At 72.8% G+C, this 16333-nt stretch carries 15 protein-coding genes; 8 read left to right on the plus strand and 7 right to left on the minus strand.

The window, feature by feature from the left end:
- The first annotated feature begins 199 nt into the window (after positions 1-199).
- The 5 genes from FGW31_RS10865 (at position 200) to FGW31_RS10885 (ending at position 4140) form a co-directional block, all read left to right on the plus strand.
- Complete coding sequence (locus tag FGW31_RS10865; RefSeq protein ID WP_142193185.1) at positions 200-1138, plus strand: AurF N-oxygenase family protein; 939 nt, start codon at positions 200-202, stop codon at positions 1136-1138.
- 34 nt (positions 1139-1172) lie between these two features.
- The gene (locus FGW31_RS10870) at positions 1173-1826 is read left to right on the plus strand and encodes a TetR/AcrR family transcriptional regulator (RefSeq protein ID WP_142193186.1); all 654 of its coding nucleotides are present in this window, start codon (positions 1173-1175) and stop codon (positions 1824-1826) included.
- A 44-nt stretch (positions 1827-1870) separates the two neighbouring features.
- Entirely contained in the window at positions 1871-2176 is a 306-nt protein-coding gene (locus FGW31_RS10875; RefSeq protein WP_142193187.1) for a hypothetical protein, read from the plus strand.
- Positions 2177-2279: 103 nt separating this feature from the next.
- Positions 2280-3443, plus strand: a complete 1164-nt coding sequence (locus tag FGW31_RS10880; RefSeq protein ID WP_142193188.1) for a C40 family peptidase — start codon at positions 2280-2282, stop codon at positions 3441-3443.
- Positions 3444-3495: 52 nt separating this feature from the next.
- A complete protein-coding gene (locus FGW31_RS10885) occupies positions 3496-4140 on the plus strand; it encodes a dihydrofolate reductase family protein (RefSeq protein ID WP_142193189.1) in 645 nt (214 codons plus the stop codon).
- Positions 4141-4165: 25 nt separating this feature from the next.
- Here the strand turns inward: FGW31_RS10885 and FGW31_RS10890 are convergent, their stop codons facing one another.
- From FGW31_RS10890 to FGW31_RS10910, 5 genes are read right to left on the minus strand one after another with little or no spacing between them, the layout of a single operon-like run.
- The gene (locus FGW31_RS10890; RefSeq protein WP_142193190.1) at positions 4166-5428 is read right to left on the minus strand and encodes a styrene monooxygenase/indole monooxygenase family protein; all 1263 of its coding nucleotides are present in this window, start codon (positions 5426-5428) and stop codon (positions 4166-4168) included.
- Between the two features lie 22 nt (positions 5429-5450).
- Entirely contained in the window at positions 5451-6089 is a 639-nt protein-coding gene (locus tag FGW31_RS10895; RefSeq protein ID WP_142193191.1) for a GTP-binding protein, read from the minus strand.
- Positions 6070-6501: a DUF742 domain-containing protein gene (locus FGW31_RS10900; protein ID WP_142193192.1), complete on the minus strand. Its 432-nt coding sequence runs from the start codon at positions 6499-6501 to the stop codon at positions 6070-6072. Before FGW31_RS10900 ends, FGW31_RS10895 begins: the two co-directional genes overlap by 20 nt.
- A complete protein-coding gene (locus FGW31_RS10905) occupies positions 6498-7001 on the minus strand; it encodes a roadblock/LC7 domain-containing protein (RefSeq protein WP_142193193.1) in 504 nt (167 codons plus the stop codon). Before FGW31_RS10905 ends, FGW31_RS10900 begins: the two co-directional genes overlap by 4 nt.
- Positions 6998-10156 carry a sensor histidine kinase gene (locus FGW31_RS10910; protein WP_233452460.1) on the minus strand — a complete coding sequence of 1053 codons (3159 nt, stop codon included), beginning with the start codon at positions 10154-10156 and terminating at the stop codon, positions 6998-7000. The genes FGW31_RS10905 and FGW31_RS10910 overlap by 4 nt, the downstream gene beginning before the upstream one ends.
- Before the next feature lie 406 nt (positions 10157-10562).
- Here FGW31_RS10910 and FGW31_RS10915 point away from each other — a divergent pair, with 406 nt between their 5' ends.
- Positions 10563-11348 (plus strand): protein phosphatase 2C domain-containing protein, encoded by a 786-nt coding sequence (locus FGW31_RS10915; protein WP_142193195.1) that lies wholly within the window; start codon positions 10563-10565, stop codon positions 11346-11348.
- Between the two features lie 26 nt (positions 11349-11374).
- On the opposite strand, the gene FGW31_RS10920 is transcribed toward FGW31_RS10915, so the two are convergent.
- On the minus strand, positions 11375-11869 hold the full coding sequence (locus FGW31_RS10920) for a MarR family winged helix-turn-helix transcriptional regulator (RefSeq protein ID WP_142193196.1): 495 nt from the start codon (positions 11867-11869) through the stop codon (positions 11375-11377).
- 227 nt (positions 11870-12096) lie between these two features.
- Between FGW31_RS10920 and FGW31_RS10925 the strand changes: the two genes are divergently transcribed.
- The gene (locus FGW31_RS10925; RefSeq protein WP_142193197.1) at positions 12097-12921 is read left to right on the plus strand and encodes a lysozyme; all 825 of its coding nucleotides are present in this window, start codon (positions 12097-12099) and stop codon (positions 12919-12921) included.
- Between the two features lie 106 nt (positions 12922-13027).
- On the opposite strand, the gene lon is transcribed toward FGW31_RS10925, so the two are convergent.
- Positions 13028-15442 (minus strand): endopeptidase La, encoded by a 2415-nt coding sequence (gene lon, locus FGW31_RS10930; RefSeq protein WP_142193198.1) that lies wholly within the window; start codon positions 15440-15442, stop codon positions 13028-13030.
- 151 nt (positions 15443-15593) lie between these two features.
- Between lon and FGW31_RS10935 the strand changes: the two genes are divergently transcribed.
- Positions 15594-16307 carry a spermidine synthase family protein gene (locus FGW31_RS10935; protein WP_142193283.1) on the plus strand — a complete coding sequence of 238 codons (714 nt, stop codon included), beginning with the start codon at positions 15594-15596 and terminating at the stop codon, positions 16305-16307.
- Positions 16308-16333 lie beyond the last annotated feature (26 nt).

The following is a 16333-nucleotide window of genomic DNA, read 5'->3' on the forward strand; positions in this document are numbered from 1 at the left end:
CGGCACCGTCAGCGTACCCAGGGCGAACCCGGGGCGGCCGTTCCATGGGGTGCCGGGAGGGCGCGGCCTTGACGCACTCCGCGCGGTGGACGCCGGTCGTCGACAACTCGTGCGCGGGGGATTGACGACCTTGCTGACAGGCAGTCTCATAAGTGGAACGACCCTCCGGTGACCCGCGAGCCCATGAGGTGGAACCACCATGACGACCCTGCCGGAAGCCGACGCGCTCGCCGGGCTGCGCGACGCGCTCGGCCTGCTCAAGGACCGGGAACAGGTGGCCCAGCGGCTGCTCGAATCGTCCGCCAGGCACTCCTTCGACCCGGACGAGGAGCTGGACTGGGACGCGCCCTTCGAGGACGGCAAGTGGTTCTGGCCCCCGGAACTGGTGTCGCTGTACGACACGCCCATGTGGCGGCGGATGAGCGAGGAGCAGCGCATCCTGCTCTCGCAGCACGAGGCCGCCGCGCTCGCCTCGCTCGGCATCTGGTTCGAGCTGATCCTGATGCAGCTGCTGGTGCGGCACATCTACGACAAGGCCGCCACGAGCGCGCACGTGCGCTACGCCCTCACCGAGATCGAGGACGAGTGCCGGCACTCCAAGATGTTCGCCCGGGTGATCACCCGCGGCGGCACCCCGTGGTACCCGGTGAGCCGGGTGCACCAGAACCTCGGCCGGCTGTTCAAGACGATCTCCACCACCCCGGGCTCCTTCACCGCGACCCTGCTCGGTGAGGAGGTCCTGGACTGGATGCAGCGCCTGACCTTCCCGGACGAGCGGGTCCAGCCGCTGATCAGGGGCGTCACGCGGATCCACGTCGTGGAGGAGGCGCGGCACGTGCGGTACGCCCGTGAGGAGCTGCGGCGCCAGATGCTGACCGCGCCGAAGTGGTCGCAGGAGTTCACCCGGCTCACCTCCGGCGAGTTCGCCCGCGTCTTCTCGGTCGCCTTCGTCAACCCGGAGGTGTACACCAACGTCGGCCTGGACAAGCGGGCGGCCGTGGCCCAGGTCAGGGCGAGCGGCCACCGCCGGGAGGTGATGCAGCAGGGCGCGAAGCGGCTGACGGACTTCCTGGACGACATCGGTGTGCTGCGCGGCGCCGGACGGCGCCTGTGGCGGTCGTCCGGACTGCTGGCCTGAGCACCCGCCGACGGCGGACGGTTACGCTGCGGGCATGAGCCCGCAGGCCCCCACCCCCGCCTACCGGCGCCTGAGCGTCGAGGAACGCCGCAGCCAGCTGCTCGAGGCCGCACTGTCCCTCTTCGCCCACCGCGCCCCCGAGGACGTGTCCCTGGACGACGTGGCGGAGGCGGCCGGCGTGTCCCGGCCGCTGGTCTACCGGTACTTCCCGGGCGGCAAGCAGCAGTTGTACGAGGCGGCCCTGATGTCCGCCGCCGACGAACTGCGCACCTGCTTCGACGAACCGCACGAGGGTCCCCTGCTGCCGCGCCTGTCCCGCGCGCTCGACCGCTACCTCGCCTTCGTCGACCAGCACGACGCCGGCTTCAGCGCGCTGCTCCAGGGCGGCAGCGTGGTGGAGACCTCCCGTACGACCGCCATCGTCGACGGAGTGCGACGGGCCGCCGCCGAGCACATCCTCAGCCACCTGGAGGTCCCCGAGCCCGGCCCCCGGCTGCGGATGACCATCCGGATGTGGATCACGGCCGTGGAGGCGGCCTCGCTGATCTGGCTGGACGAGGACAAGCAGCCGCCGCTGGACGAACTGCGGGACTGGCTGGTGGAGCAGTTCGTGGCGGTGCTCGCGGTGACCGCGCGCCGGGACGCGCAGACCGACACGCTGGTCCAGGCGCTGGCCATGGACCTCTGAGGTCCGCCGCCGCCCGCCCGGTGCGCATGGCCGAGACTGGTGGCGTGAAGAGCCAAGACACCCCGTTCGAGGGCGGGCCCATGGACGGGCGCGTCCTGCCCGTGCTGCTGGGCATCACCGGGCACCCGCCGAAGACGTACCGCATTCCCGTGCCGGCCGCCGACGGCGGCCCGCCCACCGTGCTGGTCTACCGGCGGGTGCCCGGGGAGCACCGCGGGCGCACCGGGCTGACCCGGGGCTGGAAGTACCTGTACGACCCGGCGGGCCGGGCGGGCGGGCGGAGGTGGCCGTGGTCGAGGCCCGCGCCGGACGCCACACCGGAGGGCAAGCCGGAGGACACCGACGGGTGACCCCGTTGCGCCGAACCGCGCACACTCGGCGCGCGGGCCCCGCCGGCCCGCCGGATGCTCGCGATGCGGGACGGAGGGGCCGCCCCGCGTCGGAGGTGATGGCATGTCAGGAATGCTTCTGCGTCTGGTGTGTACGGCGGCGGTGGCGGCCGGGACCGTGCTCGCACCCGTGCCCGCGACGGCCGCGCCGGACCCGGCCGGTTCCGGCGAACGTTCCGTCGCCCGCCTGCTGACGCGGCTTCAGACCCTGTACCGGGAGGCCGAAAAGGCCACCGAGACCTACAACGCCACCGAGGAGCGGCTGACGAAGCAGCGTGCCGAGACCCGGCGGCTCGACCTCGCCCTGGCCCGCGCCCGCACCTCCCTGCACGACAGCCGGGGCGCCGCCGGACGGCTGGCCCGGCAGCAGTACCAGAGCCTCACCGCCCTCTCCCCCTACCTGCGCCTGCTGCTCGCGCGCGATCCGCAGGGCGCGCTCGACCAGGGCCAGGTGATCGGCCGGTTGGCGCGGCAGCGGGCCACGACGGTGGGGCGGCTGACCGGCGAGGCCGAGAAGGCCGACGCGCTGGCCCGCCGGGCGCGCCAGGCCCTCGACGTCCAGGCCCGCCTCACCGAGCGGCGCGGCAAGGAGCGGGACGAGGTGCGCCGGCGGCTGCACGACGTGGAGGAACTGCTCGCCTCGCTCACCGCCGAGGAACTGGCCGCGCTGGCCGAACTGGAGCGGGCCGAGGTGGACGAGGCGCAGCAGGCGCTGGTGGCCTCCGGCGCGCTGAGCGGATCCCGCCCGCCGACCGAGGCGGGCGAGCGTGCCGTGCGCTACGCCGTGGAGCAGCTCGGCAAGCCGTACGAGTGGGGCGCGGAGGGGCCGGGGACCTACGACTGCTCGGGGCTGACCTCGCAGGCGTGGGGCGAGGCCGGTGCTCCGATCCCGCGGACGAGCCAGGAGCAGTGGGCGCGGCTGGAGCGGGTGCCGCTGCGCGAACTGCGGCCGGGTGACCTCGTCGTGTACTTCCCCGAGGCCACGCACGTCGCCCTGTACCTCGGCGGCGGCATGGTGGTCCAGGCGCCCCGGCCCGGCGCGCGGATCAAGGTCTCCCCGGTCGCGGCCAACCCGGTCCTCGGCGCCGTACGCCCCGACCCGGACGGGAAGCCCCTGCGGGGCTACGTGCCGCCGGAGCTGCCCGACGGGGCGACGGAGGGCTCCGACGAGGGGTACGCGGCGGCCACCGCGCCCACGGCCGCCGACCGAGCACGGCCACCGCGATGAGTTCTCCCGGCCGGAACAGTCACCCCCCTGTCCATCACGTACGAGGAGCCCCATGAGTCAGCTGCTGCGCGTGCAGAACTTCAACGTGTCGAGCGACGGCGTCGCCGCCGGTGCGGACCAGAGCCTTCAGAGCCCGTTCGGCCTGCCCGGCGCACAGGCCCTGTGGTCCTGGGCCGGTGCCACGGCGAGTTGGCCCAACCGCACCGACCCCGGCGGGACCCGCGGCCTCGACGACTACTTCACCCGCGACTTCACCCACAACATCGGCGCCGAGATCATGGGCCGCAACAAGTTCGGCCCGCAGCGCGGGCCCTGGGAGAACCACGAGTGGCGCGGCTGGTGGGGTGACGAACCGCCGTTCCACACCCCGGTGTTCGTCATGACCCACCATCCGCGTCCGTCGTTCACGCTCTCCGACACGACGTTCCACTTCGTGGCCGGCGACCCGGCCGACGTCCTCGAACAGGCGAAGGCGGCGGCGCAGGGCAAGGACGTCCGGCTCGGCGGCGGGGTCACCACCGTCCGGGAGTTCCTCGACGCCGACCTGGTCGACACCCTGCACATCGCGGTCTCGCCGGTGGAGTTCGGGACCGGGCTGCGGCTGTGGGAGTCACCTCAGGAGCTGCTCGACCGGTTCCACCTGGAGGTCGTGCCCAGCCCGAGCGGGGTGACGCACCACCTGTTCTGGCGGAAGTGACGCCACGGGCCGGCGCGGGTGCCGCTCAGGCGCCCGCGGCGCCCGAGACCTCCATCAGGTAGGCCTGCGTCTTCTCCGGCTCGTAGAAGAAGTTCTCGAAGTCGGCCGGGTCGTTGAAGCCGTTGGCGAACCGGTCGGCGACCGGCTGGAGCTCGCCCGCCGCGCCGATCAGGTTGAGGACGTGCTCCGGCGGCGGGGCCAGCATGGCGTTCGTCCACTTGGTGACGTGCTGGGCCGTCTCCCAGTAGCGGTCGAAGGTGGCCTGCATCCAGGCCTCGTCGAACTCCTTCTCGCCGTGCTCCAGGATCGAGGCGAGGTAGGAGGCGGCGCACTTGGACGCCGAGTTGGAACCCTGGCCGGTGATCGGGTCGTTGGCCACGACCACGTCGGCGACGCCCAGGACCAGTCCGCCGCCGGGCAGCCGGCCGATCGGGTTGCGGACGGTGGGGGCGTAGCGGCCGGCGAGGGTGCCGCCGGCGTCGGTCAGCTCGACCTTGGTGGCCCGCTCGTACTCCCAGGGAAGGAACGTCTTCATCAGGTCCAGGGTCAGCGCGAGGTGCTCCTGGGGGTCCTTGACGTCCTTGAAGGCGTCGAGCGGGCCGCCGGGTATGCCCTCCCAGAACAGGATGTCGGCGCGGCCCGAGGTGGTGAACGTCGGCATGATGAACATCTCGCCGACACCGGGGACCAGGTTGCAGCGGACCGCCTCCGTGTCCGGGTGCTCCGGGCGCGGGCCCAGGCCGTGGACGTAGGCCACCGCGAGGGCACGCTGCGGCTCGCTGTACGGGGAACGCGAGGCGTCCCGGCCGAACATCTGCACCAGCTCGCCCTTGCCGGCCGAGACGAGCACCAGGTCGTAGGCGCGGGAGAAGTAGTCGAGGTCGCCGACCGCCGCGCCGTGGATGACCAGCTGGCCGCCGCGCTGTGCGAAGGTCTCCATCCAGCCGGCCATCTTCACCCGCTGGTCCACCGACTGCGCGAACCCGTCGAGCCGGCCCAGCCAGTTGATCGCCCGCTGCGAGGGGCCCGGGTCGAAGGAGCCGGGCGCGGCGACCGACACGCCGAGCCCTTCGATCTTCGGCGCCTGGGACTCCCAGAAGTTCAGCTGGAGATCACGCTCGTGCTGCAGGGCCGTGTGGAACATGCACTGCGTCGACATCACCCGTCCGGTGCGGATCTCGTCCGCGGTCCGGTTGGACATCAGGGTGACCTCGTACCCGTGCGACTGGAGGCCGAGGGCGAGCTGGAGACCGGACTGGCCGGCCCCCACGACGAGTATCTTCCGCATACGGGGACGCTCCTAAGGGGGACTACTCGGGCGTTTCGTCGAGCGCGTGGCCCACAAGGGACAAGAGGGTCTCGATGACTGAGATCCGACGGCGCGCATCCATGATCATTACAGGTATGTGCGCCGGGATCGTCAACGCCTCCCGCACGTCCTCCGGTTCGAACAGCTCGCTGCCGTCGAAGTGGTTGACCGCGACGACGTACGGCAGTCCGCAGCTCTCGAAGTAGTCCAGCGCCGGGAAACAGTCCTTCAGACGGCGGGTGTCGGCCAGGACCACGGCGCCGATCGCACCGCGCACCAGGTCGTCCCACATGAACCAGAACCGCTGCTGGCCCGGGGTGCCGAAGACGTAGAGCACCAGGTCGTCGTCGAGCGTGATGCGGCCGAAGTCCATGGCCACGGTGGTGGTGAGCTTCTCCGGCGTGGCGGTGAGGTCGTCGTGCTCCTCACTCGCCTCGGTCATCAGCGCCTCGGTCTCCAGGGGCGTGATCTCCGAGACAGTGGTGACCAGTGTGGTCTTGCCGACACCGAAGCCGCCCGCCACCACTATCTTCGTGGCGACCGGTGCACGGGTGCGGTCCGTCTGCCAGGGCAGCAGGGGCTCGTCGCCTTGGACGAGCGGGGAGACGCCGTGAGCGGCGTCAGAGACGACGGAGTCCACTCAGCACCCTTTCCAGCAACGCGCGGTCCGGGCGGCCCGTGCCGTGGCCGGTTCCCGTTCCGTAGACACGGATCTTTCCCTGGTCCGCCAGGTCGCTCACGAGCACGCGGACCACACCGAGCGGCATCTTCAGCAGCGCGGCGATCTCGGCCACCGTACGCATGCGGCGGCACAGTTCGACGATGGCCCGCATCTCCGGCATCACACGGGAGCTGAGGTTGCCGTTCGTCAGTTCCTTGCGCTCCTCGGCGGCGTCGAGCGCGGCGGTACCGGCCGTGGCGCCGACGAAGGTCTCGACGAGCAGCACGTGGCCGAAGCGGGTGCGGCCGCCGGTGAGCGAGTAGGGCCGGACCCGGGCGGGTTTGCGGTCACCTCCGCGGACCGGGAGATGTTTCCTGGACGTACTGCTCATCGGGGACTCCCGGTGGACTCGGACTCCAGGTTCTTGCGCAGCTCGCTGCGGAGCTCGGGGGTCAGGACGTGGCCGGCGCGGCCGACGAACAGGGCCATGTGGTACGCCACGACGCTCATGTCGCAGTCCGCGGAGCCGTGCACGCCGAGCAGCGAGCCGTCGCTGATGTTCATCACGAACAGGCTGCCCTCGTCCATCGTGACCATGGTGTGTTTGACCCCGCCGAAGTCCATCAGCTTCGACGTGCCCACGGTGAGGCTGCCGATGCCGGAGACGACGGTGGCCAGGTCGGCGGCGGAGCCGCGCGGGCCGGTGCGCTTCTCGCTCCTGGCCTCGCGGGCCTCGGCGTTGCGGCCGGGGTCGGAGGACAGCAGGAGCAGCCCGTCGGAGGAGACCACCGCGACGGAGAGGATGCCGGGCACCTCCTCGACGAGGTTGCTCAACAGCCAGTGCAGGTTGCGGGCCTCACTGCTCAGTCCGAAGGTACTGGGCGCGATCAACTGCTTGCCTCCTCGACTGTGCCCCCCGTGGCTTCTTCGGATGTGGTGGTCTGGTCGGTCGGCGCTCGGTGGTGTCCGGTCCGCTCGGCCAGTTCGGCCTCGACGTCCCGGCGTCCGGCGTCCGCGCCCCGGCGGAACCCGCCGAGCCGCCGGCGCAGCGCCTCGGCGTCCACGGATCCGCCGCGCGGCCGCTGCGCCTCGGCGGGTGCGGTGATCCTGGGCGTGCGCTTGGGCAGCCCCTTCGCCGTGACCTGCTCGTCGTCCTCGCCGTCCGGGCCGTCCTGGCCGTCCGGGCCGTCCGGCACCCGGGTGTGCTCGTCACCGGCACCGGCCGGGCGGGGTCGGGTGGGCAGGGCGCCGCGGCCGACGGCGTCCTCGGAGTGCGGGGCGGCCGGCCCGGCGGCTCCGGCTGCGTGCCCGGCGCCCGGGAGGTCGACGTCGGGGGCCGTGTCCTCGGGCGTGCGGGCGGGTGGCGCCGGCTCGGCGGGCCGGGAGTCGGGTGCGGTGGCCGGGTGGCCGGCACGGGTCGTTCCGGTGGCGGGACCGTGGTTGCCGGGGGCGGCCGGGTCGTCCGGCGTGGACGGCTCGTCGGTCCCGTCCGGCTGGGCCGGGATGAGGAGTTCCATCGTCATCTCGGCGGGCGACTGCGCCGGCCCGGTGTCGCCCGCGTGCGGAGCGCCGTCCGGCCCGGCCGAGCGGCCCGCTTCCTCGTCGGCGGGATGCCGTGCCGCGGTGTCGTCCGCGCGGTCCGGCGCGGTCCGCTCCGTGCCGGGGTGCGCGGCACCGTCCGCGGCCTCCTGCGGGTGCCCGGCGGCGACGTCGTCCGCACGCCGGTCCGCGAGGCCGTCCACGGGATCCGACGCCTTTCGGGCCGCACCGTCCGCCGCGGCGTCGCCGGAAGCCGGCTCGCCGGCCGACTCCGAGCGGTGCACGGCCTTCTCCGCCAGGGCGATCAGCGGGTCGGTGCCCTCCGTACGGCCGTGCAGCACATTGGAGTTGGCTTCGGCGTCGGCGCCGGGGAGGGAGACGGTGGAGGCGGCGCCGGAGACGGAGCCGGGGACCGCGGTGGGGGTGGCGGAGGCCAGCAGGGCGTCGGGGAGGACGACGACCGCCGCGATGCCGCCCTGCTTCTGCTCGCGCAACTGCACCCGCACCCCGTGCCGGTGGGCGAGCCGGGCCACCACGTACAGGCCGAGACCGAGGCCGTCCTCGCCCTCGGCGTCGTACGTGGCGTCCGCGTCGAATTCGGACAGCCGGGCGTTGAGCCGCTCCAGCCGGTCCCCGGTCATGCCGATGCCCTCGTCCTGCACGGAGAGCATGACCTCGCCGTTCTCCAGCAGCCAGCCGGAGACCTCGACGGGCAGGTCGGGCGGGGAGAACGACGTGGCGTTCTCCATGAGTTCGGCCAGCAGGTGGGACAGGTCGTCGGCGGCGAACCCGGCGATGTGCGCGTGCGGCGGCAGCGCCGCGATCCGCACCCGCTCGTACCGCTCGATCTCGCTGACCGCGGCCCGGACGACGTCGACGAGCGGGACCGGGCCGGCCGTGTGCTGGACGTGTTCGGTGCCTGCGAGGACCAGGAGGTTCTCGCTGTGCCGGCGCATCACGGTCGCGAAGTGGTCGAGCTTGAACAGGGTGGCCAGCCGCTCGGGGTCGTCCTCCCGCTCCTCCAGCCCCTCGATCACGCCGAGCTGCCGTTCTACCAGGCCGAGCGTGCGCAGCGCGAGGTTGACGAAGGTGCTGCCGATGCTGGTGCGCAGCCGCTCCAGGTGGGCCGTGGACTCGGCGAGTTCGGTGCGCAGTTCCTCGCGGGCGTCGGCCATCTTCTGCCGCTGTCCGACGAGGTGCTTGCGGTCGGTCTCCAGGGTCGCGATCCGCTCGGCGAGCGCGACGGCGTTGGCGTGCAGGGCGTTGACGGAGCGGACGACCTGGGCGAACTCGTCGTTGCGGCCGGTGAAGGCGACCGGCTCCTCGCTCGTGAGGTCCTCGGCGCCGGCGAGGCGGGCGGAACCGCGGCGCAGCACGGACAGCGGACGCGTGAGGGTGCGGGCCATCGCCGTGGCGATGCCGACCGCGAGCAGCATCAGGGCGCCGAGCGCGGCGATCCGGATCTCCAGCGCGGTGACGTCGTCGTCGCGCAGCTGGGCGAGGTCCTTGGTGCGCCGGTCGAAGAGGGCGGACTCGACGCCGCGCATCGTCTCGATCCGCGCGGTGAGCGCGGCCCGCACCTTCTCGGTGCTCGTGGAGAGTTCGTCGTCGGAGAGCGACGGCTCGTCGGTGAGGGCGGCGAGGTACTTCTCGGCGGCGTCGACCTCGGGGCCGGTGACCGTGGAGGCGTAGGAGGTGCGGGCGGCCTTCGGGGCGGCGTCGCGGAAGTCGGCGAGTGCGGCGTCGGAGCGCAGCCGGGCCTGGAGCGCGGCAGCGGTCAGTTCGTCGCGGAGCTCGGCGTCGGCGTCCGAGGAGCCGGTGGTCGTGGACGGCAGGCCGGTGATCGGGTCGATGACGGTCTGCGTGCTGCTCGGCACGCTGAGCGCGGCGAGCAGCAGTCCCCGGGTGGCGGCGGCCTGCTGGACGGCGGAGTCCAGCTCGGCGAGCGCGTGGGCGCCGGAGCCGGCGCGCGGCGGGGTCCGCTCGGCCAGCTGTTCGGCGAGCCGGTGCAGCTCGGTGATGGCGGTGGAGTACGCCTCGTGCGCCTCCAGGGCGCTGCTCTTGCCGGTGAGCGCGGCCCGCCGGACGGCGGCGATGGCGTCGAGGTCGTCGCGCAGCGCCTGCGAGGTGTCGGTGTCGGCGCGCAGTTCCTCGACCTGCCGGTCGACCCGGGCGCTGTGCGCCTCGGTGGGCGCCTTGGACTTGGGGCGCCCGGCCGCGATGTAGGGGACGACGTCGTCGCGCTCGTCGGCCAGCGAGTGGGCGAGGGTGAGGGCGTCCTGGGTCTGCCCGGCGAGCGTCACCAGCTCCTGCGCGTCGTGGAGCTGCCCGGACGCCGCCAGCACGGAGGGCGACCCGGCCCCGGCGATCGCCGCGGCCACCACCGCCACGGCCACGATGAGCCGGTTGCGTACGTGGGTGGGGCGGCCCCTGCCGACGGTGGGCGTCTGCTCGTCCCCCGCGGGGGCCGTCTGCTTGCCTTTGCGACGAGGCCGCGACTTCTGCACCGGTGCTCGCATTCCTGACTCGTGTACCCGTGGGCCCGGGTGACGCTCCGTCAACAGGTCCGGGCGATCACCCCGAGCTCGTGACCGCGCTCGGACCGTGAGGCGCCCCCATCGCTCCCCGACCCTCCCAGTGCCCGTGGACAGTGGATGCGCATCACCTGACCCGCCACTCGAAGGAGTGAACCCCGGAGGCGAGTTGAGGGGCAAGTTCCGTCGTCCCGGGCATCCGCCGTGCGCGGCACGCCGGTTGGACGTCTGCGGCGGGCGGTGGCAGTATTCGCCGCCACGCCTTCCCGGAGCGCTGCATTCCCTCCCAAATCAGGCGTCTGACCTGCGCGGCTACCTGGTCGTGGCAGGAGGGTCGGCCTGCCGCCACCGGCGTGAAGGGGTCGTGCAGACTGGCCGGATGCGCACGGAACTTGTGTCGGAGCCCGGGGACGCGGGCCGCCCCAACGAGGACTTCGCGAGCGTCGGACTTCCCGCCTCCGGACAGGGTGGTTCGCTCGTGGTGCTGGACGGGGTCACACCTCCGGCGGACGGGGGCGGCTGTCTGCATTCGGTGCCGTGGTTCACCGCACGGCTGGGCGGGGCGCTGACCGAACTGACCGTTTCCCTCCCGGATGTTCCGCTCTCCGAACTGCTGTCGCGGGCTCTCACTCGTACCGCCGAGTCCCACGCGGCAATCTGTGACCTTTCTCACCCGCGCACTCCGCAGGCGACGGTGGTGCTGGCGCGGTGGTCACCGGCCGCGGTGGAGTACCTGGTCCTGTCCGACTCGGCGCTGCTCGTCGAGTCCCCGGACGGCGCGGTCACCGCGCTGCTGGACGACCGGCTGGCCCGGCTGCCCCGCTCCGCCCTCGCCACCGACGCCCTGGTGGACGCCACGCTGCGCAACAGGGAGGGCGGTTTCTTCACCGCGGCCGCGGATCCGTCGGTGGCCGCCCGCGCGGTCACCGGTGCGCTGCCGCGCGGCGAGGTGCGTGCCCTGGCCGCCCTGACGGACGGCGCGGCGCGCTGGGTGGAGCGGTTCGCGCAGGGCGACTGGGCGGACTGCCTGACCGTGGTGCGCAAGGAGGGCCCGCAGTCCCTGGTGGACCGGGTGCGGACGCTGGAGCGGGCGGACGCGGACCGGGTGCCGCCGCGCCGGGGCAAGACCCACGACGACGCGACGGTGGTCTACGTGGAGCTGTGAGCCCGGCGGCGGTGTGCCGCCGCCGCTCACTTCTCCATTCCCCGGTTCAGCTGGTTCAGCAGCCGCGCGAGTTCGGTGACCTCGGCCGGGTCCCAGTCGGCGAGCCGGCCGGCGTAGCGTGCGCGGCGGGCCTCGCGGACCCTGCTCACCCGGTCGTGCCCCTCCTGGGTGAGGGCGACCAGCCAGGCCCGGCCGTCGGCGGGGTCCGGTTCGCGGGTGACGAGCCCGAGCTGTTCCAGCGCGCGCAGCTGGCGCGACATGGTCGCCTTGCCGACGCCGATGTAGGCGGCGAGGTCGGTGGCCCGCTGGCCGCCGCACTCGTCCAGACGGACCAGCAGCCCGTACGCGGACGGCTCCAGGTCGGGATGGACGGCGCGGGCCATCTCCCCCTGGCTGGCCCGGGCGCGCCGCAGCAGCACCGTCAACTCGCGTTCGAGGGCGAGGAACCCGGGCCGGTCCACACCGGGTGTGGCCTCCGGGGAGGCGGCCGGTTCCGGCCCGCTGTTTCCGTCTTCGTGCACGTCCGACCCTGCCTCGGTTCTCCGGTTCTGGAAGTTTGCCGCCAAGTGGCGACGTCGCCGCAGCTCGGCCAGTATTTCGCAGGCGTAGACCAACGGCGCCCGCGGGCGTCCCGCCCCCCGCCGCGGTCGACGCAGCAGTCACCCCATCAGGCGCTTACGTGGCATGCCCACTTCATGCGAGTGGGTCACATCCGGGTTAGCCCCCACCGACCTTTCGGAGATACGTCATGCCTGTGCACAGATCCGGCCTGCCCCGCATACGCGCGCTGTCGACCGCCGGCGCCGTCCTGCTCGCGCTCCTGTCCCTCCCCCCGGCGGCCGCGGCCGCCGAGTCCTCTCCCGGCGCTCCCCCGCGCGGCTCCGCCCACATGGGCATGGGCGTCGCCGCCCACGACGGCAGCGGCGGCCTGCCCACCGCGCGCACCACCCAGACGGAGGGGGTGGACGTCTCCAGCCACCAGGGCAACGTCGCCTGGAAGACGCTGTGGGACAGCGGCGTCCGGTGGGCCTACGCCAAGGCCACGGAGGGCACGTACTACACCAACCCGTACCGCTCCCAGCAGTACGACGGCGCCCACGACGTCGGCATGATCCGCGGCGCCTACCACTTCGCCACGCCCGACACCTCCACCGGTGCCGCCCAGGCCGACTACTTCGTCGCCCGCGGCGGCGGCTGGTCGGCGGACGGACGGACCCTGCCGGGCGTGCTCGACATCGAGTGGAACCCGTACGGCGCAGCCTGCTACGGCAAGTCGCAGAGCGCGATGGTGAGCTGGATCCGTGACTTCCTGGACCGGTACCGCGCGCTCACCGGCCGCCACGCGGTCCTCTACACGGCCACCAGCTGGTGGAAGCAGTGCACCGGCAACTACGCGGGCTTCGCCGCCACCAACCCGCTGTGGATCGCCCGGTACGCCTCCACCGTGGGCGAACTGCCCGCCGGCTGGGACACGTACACGATGTGGCAGTACACCTCGACCGGCCCGGTCGTCGGGGACCACGACCGCTTCAACGGCGGCCTCGACCGGGTACGGGCCCTGGCCCTTGGCTGATTCCTCCCGGCAGCGGTGAGGGCCCGGGTCTCCCTCAGGAAACCCGGGCCCTCCCCTCATCCGGCCGCGCCCTCCCCCAGTGCCCGAAGGCTGGGAGGCGCCGCTCCTACGCCGCGACCGGAACCTCCGGCGCCGCGCCGTTGGTGGCCGGCGACAGCGCCAGCTCCAGCACCTGGCGGACGTCGGTGACGGGGTGCACGTCCAGCTTCTCCAGCACCTCCGCCGGGACGTCGTCCAGGTCGGGCTCGTTGCGCTTGGGGATGATCACGGTGGTGATGCCCGCGCGGTGCGCGGCGAGCAGCTTCTGCTTCACCCCGCCGATCGGCAGCACCCGCCCGGTCAGCGAGACCTCACCGGTCATCGCCACGTCCGTACGGACCAGCCGGCCGGAGAGCAGCGAGGCGAGGGCCGTCGTCATGGTGATGCCGGCGCTCGGACCGTCCTTGGGAACCGCGCCCGCCGGGAAGTGGATGTGCACGCCCCGGTCCTTCAGGTCGGCGACCGGAAGCTCCAGTTCGGCGCCGTGGCTGCGCAGGAAGCTCAGCGCGATCTGCGCGGACTCCTTCATCACGTCACCCAGCTGGCCGGTCAGCGTCAGGCCGGCCGCGCCGGTCTCCGGGTCGGCCAGCGACGCCTCCACGTAGAGGACGTCGCCACCGGCGCCGGTCACCGCGAGCCCGGTGGCGACACCGGGGACGGCGGTACGGCGCTCGGCCGGGTCCTGCGCGGACTCGGGCACGTGGTGCGGCCGGCCGATCAGGTCCCGCAGGTCGTCCTTGGTCACGGTGAACGGCAGTTCCCGCCGGCCCAGTTCGTGCTGGGCGGCGATCTTGCGCAGCAGCCGGGCGACGGACCGCTCCAGGGTGCGCACACCGGCCTCGCGCGTGTACTCGCCGGCCAGCCTGCGCAGCGCGCCCTCGTCGATCGTCACCTCGTCGCGGTCCAGCCCGGCGCGCTCCAGCTGGCGCGGGAGCAGGTGGTCGCGGGCGATGACGACCTTCTCGTCCTCGGTGTAGCCGTCGAGGCGGACCAGCTCCATGCGGTCGCGCAGGGCCTCCGGGATGGCTTCGAGGACGTTGGCGGTGGCGAGGAAGACGACGTCGGACAGGTCGAGCTCGACCTCCAGGTAGTGGTCCCGGAAGGTGTGGTTCTGGGCCGGGTCCAGCACTTCGAGGAGGGCCGCGGCCGGGTCGCCGCGGAAGTCGGAGCCGACCTTGTCGATCTCGTCCAGCAGGACGACCGGGTTCATCGAGCCGGCCTCCTTGATCGCCCGGACGATCCGGCCGGGCAGCGCGCCGACGTACGTACGGCGGTGGCCGCGGATCTCGGCCTCGTCGCGGACGCCGCCGAGGGCGACCCGGACGAACCTGCGGCCCATCGCGTGGGCGACGGACTCGCCGAGGCTGGTCTTGCCGACGCCGGGCGGCCCCACGAGGGCGAGCACGGCACCGCCGCGCCGGCCGCCGACGACACCCAGGCCGCGCTCGGCGCGCCGCTTGCGCACCGCCAGGTATTCGGTGATGCGCTCCTTCACGTCCTCCAGGCCGGCGTGCTCGGCGTCCAGGACCTCCTGGGCGCCCTGGATGTCGTAGGCGTCCTCGGTGCGCTCGTTCCACGGCATCTCCAGGACCGTGTCGAGCCAGGTGCGGATCCAGGAGCCCTCGGGCGACTGGTCGGAGGCGCGCTCCAGCTTGTCGACCTCCTTGAGCGCGGCCTCGCGGACCTTCTCCGGCAGGTCGGCGGCCTCCACGCGGGCCCGGTAGTCGTCGGACTCCTCGCCCTCCTTCTCGCCGTTGAGCTCGCGCAGTTCCTTGCGGACGGCTTCGAGCTGGCGGCGCAGCAGGAACTCGCGCTGCTGCTTGTCGACGCCCTCCTGGACGTCCTTGGCGATGGTCTCGGCGACGTCCTGTTCGGCGAGGTGGTCGCGCAGTTGCTGCGTGGCGAGCTTCAGCCGGGCCACCGGGTCGGTGGTCTCCAGCAGGGCCACCTTCTGCTCGGTGCTCAGGAACGGCGAGTAGCCGGAGTTGTCGGCGAGCGCGGAGACGTCGTCGATGGCCTGGACCCGGTCGACGACCTGCCAGGCGCCGCGCTTGCGCAGCCAGGCGGTGGCGAGCGCCTTGTACTCCTTGACCAGTTCGCTCACGTGTCCGGGCAGCGGCTCCGGCACGGTCTCCTCGACCCGGGTGCCCTCCACCCACAGCGCCGCGCCCGGCCCGGTGGTCCCGGCGCCGATCCGCACCCGGTCGCGGCCGCGGATCAGGGCGCCCGGGTCACCGTCGGCCAGCCTGCCGACCTGCTCGACCGTGCCCAGCACGCCGGTGCCGGCGTACGTCCCGTCGACCCGTGGCACCAGCAGGACCCTGGGCTTTCCCGGCTCGTTCCGGGCGGCGGCCTGGGCGGCCTCCACCGCGGCGCGCACCTCGGAATCGCTCAGGTCCAGCGGAACCACCATCCCGGGCAGCACGACCTCGTCGTCGAGCGGCAGCACAGGCAGGGCGAGCGGTGTGGACTCAGCAGCCATGATCTCCCCTTCGGCAGTCAAGTTGAGCTATGCCGACTCAATGCTCATGAGTCGCCGAATGTTCCCGAGGCCGCGTTCGCTCTGAGCGATCACCGTTCGGGCGGCGGAAACACATGAACGGCGCCTGAACGGAGCTGTAAGGATGAGCAGCATGTCCACCCCGTACGACATTCCCGAAGCTCCCGAAGTCCTGGACCGCCGCGAGGGCCCGTACGGCGAGGTCGTGCTGCGCAGACACGGCGACCTGCTGCAGATCATCGCCAACGGCTGCTTCCTGATGGACACCTCCGACGGCCGTTCGGAACGGCGGCTCGTCGACGCGGCCCTCGCCGCCCTCGACGCCGCCGACGCCGGCGAGGGGTTCGGACCGCGGCCCGGCCCGCACGTCCTCATCGGCGGACTCGGAGTGGGCTTCTCGCTCGCACACGCCGCCGCACAGCCCCGCTGGGGCCGGATCACCGTGGTGGAACGGGAACCGGCCGTCATCGGCTGGCACCGGGAGGGGCCGCTGGCCGGACTCTCCGCCCCGGCCCTGGCCGACCCCCGCGCGGACATCGTCGAGGCGGACCTGGTCGAGTACGTCAATGAGACATGCGACACGTTCGACGCCCTGTGTCTGGACATCGACAACGGGCCCGGCTGGACTGTCACCGAGGGCAACGAGGGACTGTACTCACCGGCCGGACTGGCAAGCTGTGCAAGGGTGTTGAGACCGCGCGGGGTACTCGCGGTGTGGTCCGCCGAGCCGTCCCCGGAATTCGAGGGAACCTTGCGGAATGCCGGGTTCCAACGGGTGCGTACCGAAGAGATCCCCGTTGCCCGGGGCGTTCCGGACGTCGTTCACATCGGCGTCCGCCCTGGATAGCAAAGGCACGGTGACTCCCCGTACGC

The sequence above is a fragment of the Streptomyces calvus genome (assembly GCF_006782915.1).
GTDB lineage: Bacteria > Actinomycetota > Actinomycetes > Streptomycetales > Streptomycetaceae > Streptomyces > Streptomyces calvus.